A 14693-nucleotide genomic window follows, 5' to 3' on the forward strand; every position below is an offset into this window, starting at 1 on the left:
ACTGGCCGTTTTCGGCAGTTACCGCCAATCGGTATGCACAGCCTATGCCAGGGTGCCAAAAATAAGAAAAGATGTTATATGAGAAAGTCTTAGCGCCAAGCACTGAGCAACAGGAAACGGCGCATACCTATGTGAGTGTCCAATTTCCGTGCGTAATGCACATTATTGAGGCAAAACATGCGAGACTTGGGTTGGAGACGGGCCAATTATGACGCTTATGACGCCACTTGAGGCGGTTCATCTGCAATTCGATGCCTACAATCAGCGCGACTTGCCGCGCTTCCTTTCGGCTTTCGCAGAAGAGGTCCGGGGCTATAGCCTTCCGGAGATGACATTGCTGCTGGACGGCAAACCGGCATTCGCCGACTTCTATGCCAACCGCCGCTTCGTGCATGAGGGCCTGCGCGCAGAGCTGGTCAGCCGTATGGAGGTTGGGGACACTGTGATCGATCACGAGCTCATCCACGGCCTGTCGTCGGAGCCGCTGGAGACTGCGGTTATGTTCGTCACGAAGGGCGGGCTCATCACCACGGTGTTCTCAATCGCCGCCAAATCGCCAAGCTAGGCTTTGACTGGCCTGCACTCTTCATATAGATGCAACCCCAACCCGGCCAACGGGGACCCAAGCGGGTGTGGCGGAACTGGTAGACGCACTGGATTTAGGTTCCAGCGCCGCAAGGCGTGGAGGTTCGAGTCCTCTCACCCGCACCATCGTGGCCCCGGCCCATAAGATCAATCATTACGGGAATAGACCCCCATGCAGGTTACCGAAACCCTCAACGAAGGTCTGAAGCGCAAGCTCAGCGTCACCATCCCGGCCCAGGATCTCGCCTCGCGCCTCGACGCCAAGCTCGAAGAGCTCAAGGGCCAGGCCAACATTAAGGGCTTCCGTCCCGGCAAGGTGCCGACCGCGCATCTCAAGAAGATGTACGGCCGTTCGGCGATGTCCGAGGTCATGACCGACGCGATCAACACCACCGTGTCCGATACCCTGGACAAGCGCGAAGAGCGCGCTGCCGCCCAGCCCAAGGTCGACCTGCCTCAGGACCAGGCCATCATCAACGACGTCCTGGACGGCAAGGCCGACCTGGCATTCGAAGTCGAATATGAAGTCCTGCCGGCTGTCACCCTGATGGACGTCAAGGGTGTCAAGCTGACCAAGCCAGTCGTCGACATCTCCGACGAAGAACTCGACGCCGAAGTAAACCGTGTCTTCGCCCAGAACCGTGGCTACACGGACAAGGGTGATGGTGCTGTCGTCGAAGACGGCGACCGCCTCGGCCTCAGCTTCGTCGGCAAGATCGACGGCAAGGAATTCGACGGCGGAAAGTCCGACCACGCTCACCTGACCGTCGGCTCCGGCGAATTCATCCCCGGCTTCGAAGAGCAGCTGGTTGGCATGAAGAAGGGCGAGACCAAGACCATCGAAGTCACCTTCCCGGCCGACTACGGCAATGCCGAGCTCGCCGGCAAGGCCGCAACCTTCGACGTCACCATCTTGCACGCCGACGGCCCGAACCAGGGCGAGCTGGATGACGATTTCGCCAAGCGCCTCGGCCTCGACAGTGTCCAGGCGCTGCGTGACGCCGTGAAGTCGCAGATGGAAGCCGCTCTCGACTCGATGAGCCGCCAGCACATCAAGCGCCAGATTCTCGATGCTCTCGATGACGGCCACAAGTTTGACGTTCCGGCTCAACTGGTCGAAGCCGAGTTCAACACCATCTGGCAGCGCGTTCAGCACGAAGTGCAGAGCCACGGCCGTTCCTTCGAAGACGAAGGCACGACCGAGGAAGAAGCCAAGGCGCAGTATCAGCGCATCGCCGAGCGCCGCGTGCGCCTGGGCCTCGTGGTCGCCGAAATCGGCAACCAGAACGAAGTCAACGTGACCGACGAAGAGCACCAGCAGGCGCTGATCGCCGAGGTTCGTCGTTTCCCGGGCCAGGAACAGCAGGTTTACGACTACTACCGCAAGAACCCGCAGGCCCTGGCTTCGCTGCGCGCTCCCATCTTCGAGAACAAGGTCGTTGACTACGTGGCCGGTCTTGGCGACATCAGCGAAAAGAAGATGAGCCGCGACGACCTCGCCAAGCTGATCCAGGCCGACGAGGACAATGTCCCCGAGGAACACCACCACTAAGGTCCAAAGGATCTGGCTGGAAATTCAAAAGCCGCCCTTTGGGGCGGCTTTTTTATTGGGCCGGCATCGGCGTGCTGTAGGCTGCGCCGCTGGCGTCTGATCAGGAATCAATCCAGTGGGCGGCGCGACGCATGGCGGCAAGGTCGCTGTCCGCCTCCATCGCCTTCTCCGCCCTTCTCACCAGGTCTCGCGCCACTGCAATTGCCGCATCGGCGAAGCCCGGCTTGCAGGCGGCGACGGTCTCGAGGCTTTTCAACATCCGCGCCACGACCTCGATGATCTGCGCGCCATCGCGGGCTATCGGGCGATAGAAATCTTCGAGCACGTCGCGCGGCAGCAGTGGAGCCACAAGAACGCGATCATTCTCGCCGCTTTTGGTTTCGTCTTCCCATTCCAGCAGCAGCCGCGTCACCGTGTCGATGACCACGATTGCCGTGCCCGGATCGTTGATACTCGCCGACATCGCCTTGTCGGCGATCTCGCCCAGCACGATGAAACCGAAACGTGGATCGGTGTCATAGGCGCGCTGATCTCCGAGGACGAAGCAATCGAGCAAAGCATCCCGCAGCTCTTCGTCGACCTGTCCCTGCACCCGCATCAATGCCCTTACCGGGGTCGCATAGGTCCCCGGACGCGCCAGAACCGCCACCGTCAATTCATGCTCCTCGGCCAGCTTCTGGATGGCACGAGCATCACAATGCTGCACATAGCCCGGTCTAGCGGCGCTGATCGGCTCCCCCTCAGCGTCGCCCTCGAGGCGTCGGCAATCCAGCAACGGGTGCTCGCTCATGCTGAGAAGCGAGCGTCGCGTCGCCGTCTCGACCACGCCGATCGTGTGTCCGACGCGACCAATAGCCGAAATATGGCCGATCCAGCGGATCAGGGAAGTCACCACCAGCACCAGCACGCCAATAGTCATGACAAACAGGAAAAGCCGGCCTGCGTCGCTGTAGAGACCAGCAGACAGCCCGATGATCCCGACGATTGAATAAAGAAACGCCCCGATGAATACAGAGATTGAAGTCTGCGCCTGCAGGTCGCCGGCAATCAGCGGAACGGCGCGTGGCGTGGTGGCACTTGAGGCCGCTGAGAACGCCCCAACCACCGTGGAAAGCGCGAACACAGCCACAGTGAGTAGGCTAGACGCCAGAATTTGCAGGATCGACTGCACCGCATTCGACGGCAGAACGAACGGCAATTCGTCGGGCGCAAAGCGCGCCAGTACATAGGCAACCACCACTGTCAGCACGGCGGCCAGGGAAAAGGCGGCGGGCAAGAACCACATGCGCTGCAGCAATTGACCAAGCTTAAATCTGAGATAGCTCACGCGCCGTCCTGGCTTGTTGAACGAGGCAAACAGGGTGAAGTGGGAGATGAACTGCCAGCACACACCGATCGTTGCATGCGGCGCTGTGAAAGCCCACTACAATCGCTGAGGAAGTGTACCGATGCGGGGATGGCGGGTAGGGAGGGATTCGAACCCCCGGAAGGCTTTCACCTTCGCCGGTTTTCAAGACCGGAGCAATCAACCGCTCTGCCACCTACCCGTTGGTGTGGCTTTAGACGTGTGCGGTGCGGCTGTCCAGAGGCAGGGCCGCACCCCACACATTTATGGCAAGAGCACCACCGAGCCGGATGTCTCCCGACCTTCCAGGGCGCGATGAGCGTCGGCAGCGTCTGACAAGGCGAAGCGGCGGCTTATCTCGACCTTGATCGCACCACTCTTGATCGCGTCGAACAAAGCTGCCGCTCCCTCAAGCAGATCTTCGCGACGAGCATAGTAGTGCACGCCGGTCGGTCGTGTGACGAATAGCGAGCCCTTGCGCGCCAGAATGCCGAGGTCGGGCACGCTTACAGGCCCCGAGGCATTACCGAAGCTGGCAAGCAGCCCCCGCGGCCTGAGACTGTCCAGAGACCCCTCGAACGTGGCCTTGCCCACTCCGTCATAAACGACATCGACGCCCCTGCCCCCCGTCAGGTCGCGGACACGAGCGGCAAAATCTTCCTGACGATAATTGATCACATGGTCGCAGCCATGCGCGCGAGCCATATCGGCTTTTTCGCTGCTGCCCACCGTTCCGATCACCGTTGCTCCAAGCGCCTTGGCCCACTGCGTGGCAATCAGACCGGTGCCGCCGGCCGCAGCGTGCCAGAGAATGGTCTCACCACGCTGCACCGCCCAGGTTTTGAACAGCAGGTAATAGGCCGTAAGGCCCTTGAGCATGACGGCTGCAGCCGTCTGTTCATCCACGCCGTCCGGCAGCGGCACCAGCTTCTCTGCCGCGATCAGCCGTTCGCTGGCATAAGCGCCGGGCACGCCCTGATAGGCCACGCGATCGCCCGGCCGGAACTCGCTGACGCCCTCGCCCACAGCATCGACAATGCCTGCGCCTTCATTTCCGGCAACAAAGGGCATTGGCAGAGGGTAGAGGCCCGAGCGTTGATAGGTGTCGATAAAGTTCAGCCCGATTGCGGTTTGGCGTAGCCGCACCTGCCCCGGACCGGGCGCAGCGACGTCCCAGTCTTCAAGCGACAGAACCTCGGGGCCACCGGTCTCGCGAACAACTATAGCTTTGGTCATTTAGGGCTCCTGGGCTTGCGAGGCGCCGATTTGGGGCGCGACTGCGCGCCGCCCGTCGGCTTGGGTCGAGGCTTGGGGCCGACAGGCGCAGGCGTCGCGAGGGCGCCAGACGTTGCCGGGGAAACGCCCCGGCCGCTCACCGCCGCGATGGCGACCTCCGGCGACACCGAGCCGGTATCCCCGGTAAATGGCGTAAAGCCGGGTTTCTGCGCAACAGCACCGGAATGACTTAGCTTGCGCTGCTTGGCGAAGATGTTGACCGCCTCGACCAGCACCGAAAAAGCCATTGCAGAATAGATATAGCCCTTGGGAATGTGGAAACCCAGACCATCGGCCACCAGGGTCACACCAATCAGCAGGAGGAAGGCGAGCGCCAGCATTTTGGTGGTGGGATGGTCAGCCACGAAGCGGGCAATCGGGCCGGACGCCACGAACATGACACCAACGGCAACCAGCACGGCGGCGATCATCACCGCGACCTGATCCGCCGGCACCATCCCCACCGCTGTGATGATGGAATCGATCGAGAACACCATATCGATGATCACGATCTGAATGAGAATGGCCTGCAGCGTCGCCTTGGCGGCATCAGCAAGCCCCACCTCGTGCGGCTCCTCGATGGCCGCATGCATTTCATGCGTGGCCTTGTAGATCAGGAAGCCACCACCGGCGATGAGGATGATGTCCTTCCAGGAAAAGTCATGCCCGAAGGCGGCAAAGACAGGGTCCTTCAGCTGTACGATCAGGCTGATCAGGAACAAAAGAATGATCCGGAAGACCAGAGCCAGACCAATGCCCAGCTTGCGGGCAAATTCGGCCTGCTCGCGGGGCAGTCGCGAAACCAGCACTGATATGAACACGATATTGTCGATGCCCAGCACGATCTCCATGATCGTGAGCGTGGCAAAGGCTACCCACACATTCGGGTCGGCCAGCAATTCCAGCATGGATAGCTCCAATTCCGATTCTCGGATCCGGGTTAATTTAGGAAGCACGCGTCAGGCGGTGAAGAGGCGCAGCAGACAAATTCGCTGCCTGCGGCAGGCCGCGGAATGGCGCTCGATCCACCCCGCTGCTATGCCGAGAACAACACATCCCGGAATCTGGTTCCTTGAGATTGGAGGCGCGCCATGAATTCCTCAAACCTTCTCCGTCTGGCAATCTCGGCCATTCAGCGCCGTTCTGCGCAAACCAATCCGGAAAGGCGCTGACGCCATGGACGAACAATCGGATGTCATCGTCGTCGGCGGCGGGCTGGCCGGGATTGCCGCCGCGGTCTGCCTGGCTCGTGCCGGGCTGGAGACTCTGCACCTCGCACCGCCTTCCCCGCCGGATCGACGCACCTCGGCGCTGATGATGCCCAGCGTCGATTTTCTCGTGGCGCAGGGGTTGATCAGCGCACCGGAAGATATCGGCCATGCTCTCACAGCCATTCGGATCATCGACGCGACGGGTCGGCTGATCAGGGCCCCGGAAACCCTGTTCGATTCCACAGAAATCGGCATGAACGCCTTTGGCTGGAATTTTGCGAACACCGTGCTGCTCGAACAATTCCAGAAGGCAGCGCCCACAACGGGCCTCACCACCGTCGATGGCGTGGTCAACACCCTTCGGCGCGAGGACGGCTTAGGCGTGGTCACCCTGTCATCGGGAGCCACTTATCGTGCCAAACTGGTCGTGGGCGCCGACGGCAAGAAATCGCTGATCCGCGCCGCCTCGGCCATAGGCACGCATGAGCACCAGTTTGAAGAGGCGGCGCTCGTCTGCGACCTCGAACTGTCACGACCAATCGGCGGGACCTCGGTAGAATTTCATTATCCGCATGGTCCTTTCACCCTCGTACCGGCGGGCGGACGAAAGGCAAATCTGGTCTGGATTGATGAAGAACCGGTATTGCGGCGCGTGCAGGCCGGCGGCCCGGAAGCACTCATCCAAGCCTTGCATCAGAAGTCCCAGCGGCTCTTCGGCAATATCTCTTTGCTGTCCCCCAGCGTCGTTTTCCCGCTTAGCTCGCTCAGCGTCGACGTCGCCGGCAAGGACGGCGTGGCCCTGGTGGGCGAAGCCGCCCACGCTTTCCCACCGATTGGCGCCCAGGGCCTCAATCTCGGCCTGCGTGACGTGTCTGATTTGGTCGACGCCGTGACCAGATCAGACCGCCGGCAACCCGATTGGGCACGGGAGGCGAGCCAAACCTATGCCGAGCTTCGCGCCGACGATCTCGCGCGCACCGGTGGCTTCGTCGACACGCTTTTCCGCTCCCTTTTGACCGAGATGATCCCCAGCCAGACTGCTCGCGCCAGCGGTCTTTGGGCGCTAAAGCTGCTTCCGCCCTTGCGGCGAAAGGCCTTTGCCCTCGGCATGGGCGAACGCAAGCTGCTCTAGAATACGAAAAAGGCGCGGTCTCCCGCGCCTTTTGGTTGTTCTGCCGTGGCAGAAGCTCTTACTGAGCCGGCGGCGGCGCAGGCTGTTCGCCAGCGGCAGGCGCAGGGGCATTCGGGGTGGCGGCGCCATCGCCGGCACTCAACTGCTGACGCAGCTGCTCGGCTCGATCCTGAAGCACCTGCTCCAGAGCATTCTCACCCGAAGTTTCCTGACGGAACTGCTCGAAAGTAAGCGCAGCTTCACCATCATAGGTCGACGTGAAGCCAGAGAGGTTGATCTCGATGGTGAGATCCTGGTTCTGGCGATTCTTGGCGGTGAGCTTGAGCACGTTGCCGCGCTTAAGCGAATTCACATACTGTTCGTTGATCACCAGCTGCGTGGCGCAGGAGGTCGGGTCGCAGAGCATGTAGGGCACGCGCACCGGCTTGGCACCGTCGATCTGCCAGGTCAGGCCGAATGGCAGCAGCACCCCGAGCGGCACGGCGGCAACGGCGAGCAGGCGGCTTTCCTGGCCCGGATCATCACGCAGCAGGAACGAGCCTAGGAACTGGCCATTGGCCAGAACCACCTGGCGCATGATGCAAGCCTGCTGGCCATCGGGCAGCGGATCGCAAACCTTGAGCCAGTTCTGCGACGCCACGCCGCCCGGTGCGGCAGCTGCTGGCGCTGCGGCGCCATCGGCAGCGGGTGTTGCCGGCGCTTCGGCGGCGGGAGCGTCGGGGGCTGGTGCAGTGGTATCCTGGGCATAAGCCGACAGCGGCGACATCATCAGCGCAGCCACCGTAAAACCGGCGACGAGGGGTTTCCTGAAATCCATTGAGTGTCCTTGCCTTCCTTGGCGGTCCAGGCGGCGTTCCGCCACCCTAGAAACTGTAATGCCCTTCAAGGGCGCAATTCGGGCAATAACATGACCGGAACCCCTTGCCAAAAGATTATGCTTTCCTGCGGCAGAGCTGCATCTGCCGAGCCTATGCTTCCGCCAGTTTCGCCAGCTTTGCCAGGATTGCCGCCGTTCCCTTCAGCCGCGCTTCCGGGGTCGGCCAGTTGCGCACGAACACGAGTTTCTGATCGGGTTTGACGCGCACCTGATTGGCCAGATCGCTCACGAGCTTCACGAGACCCGCCGGATTGGGGAACTGGTTGTTGCGCAGCGTCAGCACGGCACCCTTGGGGCCGGCATCGACCTTTTCGACATTGGCCTGGCGACACAGCGCCTTGACCAGAATGACCTTAAGCAACGCTTCGACCTCCTCCGGCAAAGGGCCGAAACGGTCGATCAACTCGGCGCCGGCCGCGTCGATATCGCGAATATCCACGAGATCGCCGAGGCGTCGATAGAGCTGCATGCGCAGCTGCAGGTCCGGCACATAGTGTTCCGGGATCATCACTGGCATGCCGAGCGAGATATTCGGGCTCCACTCGTTGCGGTCCTCGTACTCTTCCTCGCCGTTTTTGAGATTGGCGACCGCCTCCTCGAGCATGGCCTGGTAAAGCTCGTAGCCCACCTCGCGAATATGGCCCGACTGCTCGTCGCCCAGGAGGTTCCCTGCCCCGCGAATGTCGAGGTCATGGCTGGCCAGCTGGAAGCCGGCACCCAGGCTTTCGAGCGATTGCAGCACGCCCAGGCGGCGTTCGGCCGTGTCGGTGAGCTTGCGATCTGGCGGCACCGTAAAGAGCGCATAAGCGCGCGCCTTGGCCCGGCCGATGCGACCGCGGATCTGATAAAGCTGTGCCAGGCCGAAATTGTCTGCCCGGTGCACGATCAGCGTATTTGCGTTGGGAATATCGAGCCCCGACTCCACGATCGTGGTCGCCAAGAGCACGTCGAACTTGTTGTCGTAGAAGGCGTTCATGATGTCGTCGAGCTCGCCCGGCGGCATCTGGCCATTGGCCACGACGAAGCTGACTTCCGGCACCTGTTGACGCAGGAACTCGGCGATATCGGCCTGATCCTTGATGCGCGGCACGACATAAAAACTCTGCCCACCGCGATATTTCTCGCGCAGCAGAGCCTCGCGGATGGAGAGCGGATCGAAGGGCGAGATGAAGGTACGGATGGCCAGGCGGTCGACCGGCGGCGTTGCCAGGAGGCTGAGATCGCGCACCCCGGTCAGCGCCAGCTGCAGCGTGCGCGGAATTGGCGTCGCCGTTAGCGTCAGCACATGCACATTAGCCTTGAGTTCCTTGAGGCGCTCCTTGTGACCGACACCGAAATGCTGCTCTTCATCGATGATCAGAAGGCCAAGATCCTTGAACTTGATCGACTTGCTCAGCAGGGCATGGGTGCCGACGACAATATCCACCTGCCCGTCGGCCATGCCCTCCTTGGTCGCCTTAAGTTCGGCCGCAGGCACCATGCGCGAAGCATGGCGCACGCGAACCGGCAATCCTTGGAAGCGTTCGGCGAAAGTCTTGAAATGCTGGCGCGCCAATAGAGTGGTCGGCACCACCACGGCAACCTGCTTGCCGCTGAGCGCCACCGCAAAGGCGGCGCGCAGGGCCACTTCGGTCTTGCCGAAGCCCACATCGCCGCAAACCAGCCGGTCCATGACCTTGCCCGAGGTCAGGTCGTCGAATATCGCACCGATGGCGTTAAGCTGGTCCTCGGTCTCCTCATAGGGGAAGCGCGCCGCAAATTCCTCGTAGGCGCCGGGATTGAGATCGACCACATCGGCCTTGACCAGGAGACGCTGCGCCGCAAGCTTGATGAGCTGCTCGGCCATTTCGCGGATGCGCTGCTTGAGCTTGCTCTTCTTGGCCTGCCAGGCGACGCCGCCCAGCTTGTCCAATGCTACCGAAGAATCGTCCGAGCCGTAGCGGGTCAGAAGCTCGATATTTTCGACAGGCAGATAAAGTTTGGTGTCGCCGGCATATTGCAGTTCGACGCATTCATGCGGCGCACCACCGGCTTCGATCACCTTGAGCCCGATAAAGCGGCCGATGCCGTGATCGACGTGGACCACAAGATCGCCAGCATTGAGCGACGCCGCCTCGGTCAGCGCGTCCGACGCCTTCTTCTTGCGCTGTGGACGCAGGATGCGCTCGCCAAGAATGTCCTGCTCGGACAGGACCAGGAGGTCCTTGGTCTCGAAGCCGGTTTCAAGCGGCAGCACCACGAGCGAGGTCGTGGCGGCGCTGGTGGTCTCAGCGTCACGCCAGTTTTCCGCAAGGCGCGGATTAGTAAGACCGTGATCCTTGAGCACCTGCACCATGCGATCGCGTGTGCCCGCGCTCCAGCAGGCGAGAATAGCTCGACGACCATCGCGACGCTCGGCCAGCAATCGATCCACCACCGCCTGGAACAGGTTGATGTCGGAAGCCTGCCGTTCGGCCGCAAAACTGGGCGCGATACGCCCGCCAACGTCATCTGCTTTGCCGGCCTGTGGCGAAAGGAACGGCGAGAGCTGGACGACGCTGGCACCGGCCAGCGCATAGGGATGTTGCTCCAGGTCGTAAAGCAGATCGGGCTTGATCGGCTTGTAAGGAGCGCCACTGCCCGCGACAGGCGGCCCGAGGCGTGCTGCCTCACGCGCCTGATAGTAGTCACGGATTTGCTCGACGCGTTCGGCATAGGCCTCGGCCGCCTGATCGTCGAACACGAATGGCGCGTCGCCGACATAATCCGACAGCCGATCCAGATGGTCGTAGAAGAAGGGCAGCCAGTGCTCGGTGCCGGAATAACGGGCGCCGCCGCTGACAGAGGCATAAAGCGTGTCATCGACGGTGTTGCCGCCAAAGGCTGCCGTGTAGTTCTGGCGGAAGCGCCTGATCGTTTCCTCGTTGAGCATCACCTCGCTCATCGGGGTCAGATCGACGCGTTTCAGTGTACCCGTGGTGCGCTGACTGTCCGGATCGAATGTGCGGATGGATTCCAGCTGGCTGCCAAAGAAGTCGAACCTCAGAGGCGACTCGAAACTGGCCGGGAACAGGTCCACCAACCCGCCACGCACCGCGAATTCCCCGCTCTCGCGAACAGTGGGCACCCGCAGATAGCCATTATTCGCAGCCCAGGCCACGAGCTTGTCGCTGTCCACGACCCGCCCAACAGCTGCAGAAAACGACATGGTTTCCACCATGTCGCGCGGCGGTAACTTCTGGATCAGCGCATTGACCGCAGTCAGTACAATCGCGCCCTTGGTAGCGCCGGTAAGCGCAGCCAGCGCATTCATGCGCGCGGCAATGGTCACATTGTTCGGCGAGACGCGATCATAGGGCAGACAGTCCCAGGCCGGCAGCGTCAGGATGGTGTGGCCGGGCAGCATGGCGCCCAGTACTTCGGCCATGCGCTGCATGCGCCGGCCGTCGCGAGCCACGAAAACCAATGCCGCGGCATCTTCCGGCGCGGCCTTCAGCCGCTGCTCGACCAGCCGCGACAGCACCAGGGGCTGCATTCCGTCCGGCACATTGGACAATGTGCGGACGGGCGGAACGATTGCGGAATGCTCAGTCATTTTTCGATCCGCGCCTGATGGTCGGCAATCACCAGATCAAGAAATTCGCGGTCGACATGGGCGGGAGGCTCGTCCTGCCGCATGACCCATTTGAGCAATGGGGGGTCTTCCTCGTCCATCAGCGCTTCCAGCCGATCCAGCGTCGGCGTATCGAAACCCTCGATATTGGCGTCGCAAAATGGCCCCAGCACCAGGTCCATTTCCTTGGTGCCACGATGCCAGGCCCTGTAGCGCAAGCGCTTGCGGCGAATAGCGATATCCTCACCGGCCGTCATTTTGACACCCATGATGCAAGTTTGTTCTCGATTTGGACATGTCTCTTACGCGCATGCGGCCCGCTTGTCAGCCCTTTGTGCCAAAGCCCGGCGAAGTTGATTTCGATCATCCCTCCGGCGTTCCGCCTGCGCTAAGGATGAGAGCGAGCCAGGAGACGAAACATGGCGGTGCCGCAAAACAAGTCAGAGCTTCTCGAGGCGATCAACAAGAACTATGCGCGGCTTGCCGCTGACTTCAGGGCCGTCCCCACCGAGCGTACCAGCGCGAAAACGCTCGAGGGACACGCCAAAGGCACGATGATGAGCGTGCACGACCTTGCCGCCTATCTCCTGGGTTGGAACGAGTTGGTGCTCAAATGGTGCCGTGCCAAGGCCGCCGGTCAGCGGGTGGATTTTCCGGAAACTGGATACAAATGGAATGAGCTGGGGCGCCTGGCGCAGAAATTCTACGACGACTATGCGGCCCTTCCCTATTCGGATTTGCTCGACCGACTGGACAGCGCAAAGGCCGACATCGTCGCCCTCGTTGAGGCAGAGAGCAATGAGGCCCTATATGGCCGGTCCTGGTATGAACAATGGACTCAGGGCCGCATGATCCAGTTCAACACCGCTTCACCTTATGCCAATGCGCGCACGCGGCTGCGCAAATGGGTGAAAAACACCGCAACGGCTTAGCACCAGAAGCCAGCGGGCTCTGCCCTGTTCTTCTCCTGTTCTTTTTGTGCCACCTTCCGGCCAGGAGAATCATCGTTGCGTCCAGAAAACCTCCAGCCGCTGTTTCGCTCGCTTCATGCCATCAAGGGCGTCGGTGACAAGCTCGCTGCGCTCCTGACGCGCTTCTTCGGCGCACCCGATGGACAGGAAGCCATCGTGCTCGACGTGCTGATGCACATGCCCTCCGGCGTCGTCGATCGGCGGCGCCAGGTCGGCATTGCCGAGGCCTATCTCAACCAGATCGTGACGCTGCGGCTGCACATCGATCGGCACCAGCCCCCGCCACGCGGCAAGCCGCACATCCCGCACCGCGTTTTTGCCCATGATGAAACTGGCGCGATCAGCTTGGTTTTTTTCCGCGCCCAAGGCGGCTGGGTCGAAAAGGCACTCCCGGTCGGCGAGGAGCGCTATGTCTCTGGCAAGATCGACTTCTTCAACGGCGAGAAGCAGATCACCCATCCGGACTATATCGTCGAGCCGGACAGATTCGCCTCGCTGCCATTGGTAGAGCCGGTCTATCCGCTGACCAATGGCCTCAGTTCCAAGGCCCTGGCAAAACTGGTCCGGCAGGCCGTCGAAGCCATCCCTACCCTGCCGGAATGGATCGATACCGCAACGCTCGACCAGCGCAAATGGCCCGACTTTGCCCGGGCCATGCACATGGTGCACCTGCCTGATAATCCCGGAGAGGCCGAGCTCTGGGCGCCTGCCCGACAACGCCTGGCCTATGACGAATATCTGGCCGGCCAGATCACGCTGCAACTGGTGCGCTCGACCATGGTTGCCGACCGCGGCATTGCTCGCCAGTTCACCGCTGACATCACCGCGCGCGTCGCGGCGGCGCTGCCATTCTCCCTCACCGAGGGCCAGAAACTGGCGCTGAACGACATTTATCGTGATCTGGCCTCCGAGGATCGTATGTCGCGCCTTCTGCAAGGCGATGTGGGCTCCGGCAAGACCGTCGTGGCGCTGATGGCGATGGCAGCCATGGCCGAAAGCGGCGCCCAATCCGCCTTGATGGCGCCGACCGAGCTTCTTGCGGCACAGCATTTTCGCACCATAGCGCCGCTGGCAGCAGCGGCCGGCCTGCGCTGCGCCTTGCTCACCGGCAAAATGCCGGCAGCTGAACGGCGAGAAATCCTGGCAGATCTCGCCGATGGCGGCATCGACATTGTCATGGGCACTCATGCGCTCTTCCAGTCCGGCGTCGCATTTCATGACCTCGGCCTCACGGTCGTGGACGAGCAGCACCGCTTCGGGGTGCACCAGCGCCTTGCGCTGTCCGACAAGGGCAAGCATGCCGATCTCTTGGTCATGACCGCCACGCCCATCCCACGCACCCTCGTGCTCACCCATTTCGGCGACATGGCCGTCAGCGTGCTCAAGGAAAAGCCGCGCGGACGCCAGCCCATTGACACCGCAGTACTATCGATTGGCGACTATCACCGGGTCATTGGCCGCCTGCAGGCTAAACTCGCTGAAGGCGCACAGGCCTATTGGGTATGCCCGCTAGTCGAGGAGAGCGAGACACTGGAAGTGGTGTCGGCCGAAGACCGCTTTGCCGAGCTTCGACAGGTTTTTGGCGACCAGGTGGCGCTCGTCCATGGCCGCATGTCCAGCGCCGCCAAGCAGGAGGTGATGGAGCGGTTCAAGGCCGATGAGATCAAGCTCTTGGTAGCGACAACGGTCATCGAAGTGGGCGTCGACGTCCCCAATGCCACCATCATGATCATCGAGCATGCCGAACGCTTCGGCCTTGCCCAATTGCACCAGTTGCGCGGCCGTGTCGGTCGCGGCTCGCAACGCTCGGCATGCCTGTTGCTCTACAAGGACCCACTAAGCGATACGGCCAAGGCGCGGCTCGACACCATCAAATCCACCGAAGACGGCTTTGAGATCGCCGAGCGCGATCTGGAACTGCGCGGACAAGGTGACATCCTGGGCACGCGGCAGTCGGGCATGCCCGGCTATCGCCTCGCCGTGCCCGACGTCCACCGACACCTGCTCGAATTCGCCCATGACGACGCCAAGGCGCTCTTGCAACGAAATCCCGGACTGACCGGTCCAGACGGAGAGGCCGCGCGAACGCTGCTCTATCTGTTCCGGAAGGACCTCGCGATTCCGCTGATCCGGGCTGGGTAGCGCACTTTGCC

Annotated in this window: 11 protein-coding genes and 2 tRNA genes; 6 read left to right on the forward strand and 7 right to left on the reverse strand. The window is 61.7% G+C overall.

Translation table 11 applies throughout. The features are described 5' to 3' along the window. Positions 1 to 208: 208 nt before the first annotated feature. From DEVEQU_RS17425 to tig, 3 genes are all read left to right on the forward strand, one after another. Positions 209 to 565: a nuclear transport factor 2 family protein gene (locus DEVEQU_RS17425; RefSeq protein ID WP_206437878.1), complete on the forward strand. Its 357-nt coding sequence runs from the start codon at positions 209 to 211 to the stop codon at positions 563 to 565. Between the two features lie 61 nt (positions 566 to 626). After that, positions 627 to 711 (forward strand) — tRNA-Leu (locus DEVEQU_RS17430). Positions 712 to 757: 46 nt separating this feature from the next. Next, the gene (tig, locus tag DEVEQU_RS17435; RefSeq protein WP_126151874.1) at positions 758 to 2137 is read left to right on the forward strand and encodes a trigger factor; all 1380 of its coding nucleotides are present in this window, start codon (positions 758 to 760) and stop codon (positions 2135 to 2137) included. A gap of 100 nt (positions 2138 to 2237) precedes the next feature. Here the strand turns inward: tig and DEVEQU_RS17440 are convergent, their stop codons facing one another. The 4 genes from DEVEQU_RS17440 to DEVEQU_RS17455 all read right to left on the reverse strand — a co-directional run bounded on the left by DEVEQU_RS17440 (position 2238) and on the right by DEVEQU_RS17455 (position 5665). Further along, complete coding sequence (locus DEVEQU_RS17440) at positions 2238 to 3464, reverse strand: DUF2254 domain-containing protein (protein ID WP_126151875.1); 1227 nt, start codon at positions 3462 to 3464, stop codon at positions 2238 to 2240. A 130-nt stretch (positions 3465 to 3594) separates the two neighbouring features. Further along, a tRNA-Ser gene (locus DEVEQU_RS17445) sits at positions 3595 to 3684 on the reverse strand. 62 nt (positions 3685 to 3746) lie between these two features. Beyond that, entirely contained in the window at positions 3747 to 4718 is a 972-nt protein-coding gene (locus DEVEQU_RS17450) for a quinone oxidoreductase family protein (protein ID WP_126151876.1), read from the reverse strand. After that, positions 4715 to 5665, reverse strand: a complete 951-nt coding sequence (locus tag DEVEQU_RS17455) for a TerC family protein (RefSeq protein WP_126151877.1) — start codon at positions 5663 to 5665, stop codon at positions 4715 to 4717. Before DEVEQU_RS17455 ends, DEVEQU_RS17450 begins: the two co-directional genes overlap by 4 nt. A gap of 268 nt (positions 5666 to 5933) precedes the next feature. On the opposite strand from DEVEQU_RS17455, the gene DEVEQU_RS17460 reads away from it, so the two are divergent. Continuing rightward, positions 5934 to 7100, forward strand: coding sequence for an FAD-dependent monooxygenase (locus DEVEQU_RS17460; protein ID WP_126151878.1), 1167 nt, complete (start codon positions 5934 to 5936; stop codon positions 7098 to 7100). 58 nt (positions 7101 to 7158) lie between these two features. Here DEVEQU_RS17460 and DEVEQU_RS17465 read toward each other — a convergent pair whose 3' ends face one another. The 3 genes from DEVEQU_RS17465 to DEVEQU_RS17475 form a co-directional block, all read right to left on the reverse strand. Continuing rightward, positions 7159 to 7917, reverse strand: coding sequence for an invasion associated locus B family protein (locus DEVEQU_RS17465; protein WP_126151879.1), 759 nt, complete (start codon positions 7915 to 7917; stop codon positions 7159 to 7161). A gap of 151 nt (positions 7918 to 8068) precedes the next feature. Continuing rightward, entirely contained in the window at positions 8069 to 11551 is a 3483-nt protein-coding gene (gene mfd, locus DEVEQU_RS17470; protein WP_126151880.1) for a transcription-repair coupling factor, read from the reverse strand. Beyond that, complete coding sequence (locus DEVEQU_RS17475; protein WP_206437879.1) at positions 11548 to 11838, reverse strand: FAD assembly factor SdhE; 291 nt, start codon at positions 11836 to 11838, stop codon at positions 11548 to 11550. Before DEVEQU_RS17475 ends, mfd begins: the two co-directional genes overlap by 4 nt. A gap of 150 nt (positions 11839 to 11988) precedes the next feature. Here DEVEQU_RS17475 and DEVEQU_RS17480 point away from each other — a divergent pair, with 150 nt between their 5' ends. Beyond that, positions 11989 to 12501: a ClbS/DfsB family four-helix bundle protein gene (locus DEVEQU_RS17480; protein WP_126151881.1), complete on the forward strand. Its 513-nt coding sequence runs from the start codon at positions 11989 to 11991 to the stop codon at positions 12499 to 12501. A gap of 75 nt (positions 12502 to 12576) precedes the next feature. Further along, complete coding sequence (gene recG / locus DEVEQU_RS17485) at positions 12577 to 14682, forward strand: ATP-dependent DNA helicase RecG (protein ID WP_126151882.1); 2106 nt, start codon at positions 12577 to 12579, stop codon at positions 14680 to 14682. Positions 14683 to 14693 lie beyond the last annotated feature (11 nt).

Source organism: Devosia equisanguinis (genome assembly GCF_900631955.1).
In the GTDB taxonomy this organism is placed as follows: Bacteria; Pseudomonadota; Alphaproteobacteria; order Rhizobiales; family Devosiaceae; genus Devosia; species Devosia equisanguinis.